At 52.5% G+C, this 255-nt stretch carries 1 protein-coding gene; it reads right to left on the bottom strand.

Features of this window, described 5'->3' with window-relative positions; translation table 11 throughout:
• Nucleotides 1-255 (bottom strand): lyase family protein (locus Q4563_RS21050; RefSeq protein ID WP_303605909.1); only part of this gene is annotated, 255 nt, incomplete at both ends.

Raw genomic sequence — 255 nt, 5'->3', positions numbered from 1 at the left:
GATCGGCAGTTTGGCGGCCAGATGACCAAAAATGGCGTTGGCGATACCCAGGTTGCCTTCGGAGTTTTCGAAGTCGATCGGGTTAACCTTGTGCGGCATGGTCGAGGAACCCACTTCACCCGCGATGGTGCGCTGCTTGAAGTAGCCCAATGAAATATAGCTCCAGATATCACGATCAAAATCAATCAGAATGGTGTTGAAGCGGGCGATGGTGTCGAACAGCTCGGCAATGTAGTCGTGGGGTTCAATCTGGGT

Source organism: Gilvimarinus sp. 1_MG-2023 (assembly GCF_030548285.1).
Note: the sequence above shows the minus strand (reverse complement) of the source record. Positions and strands in the feature narration are given on the sequence as shown.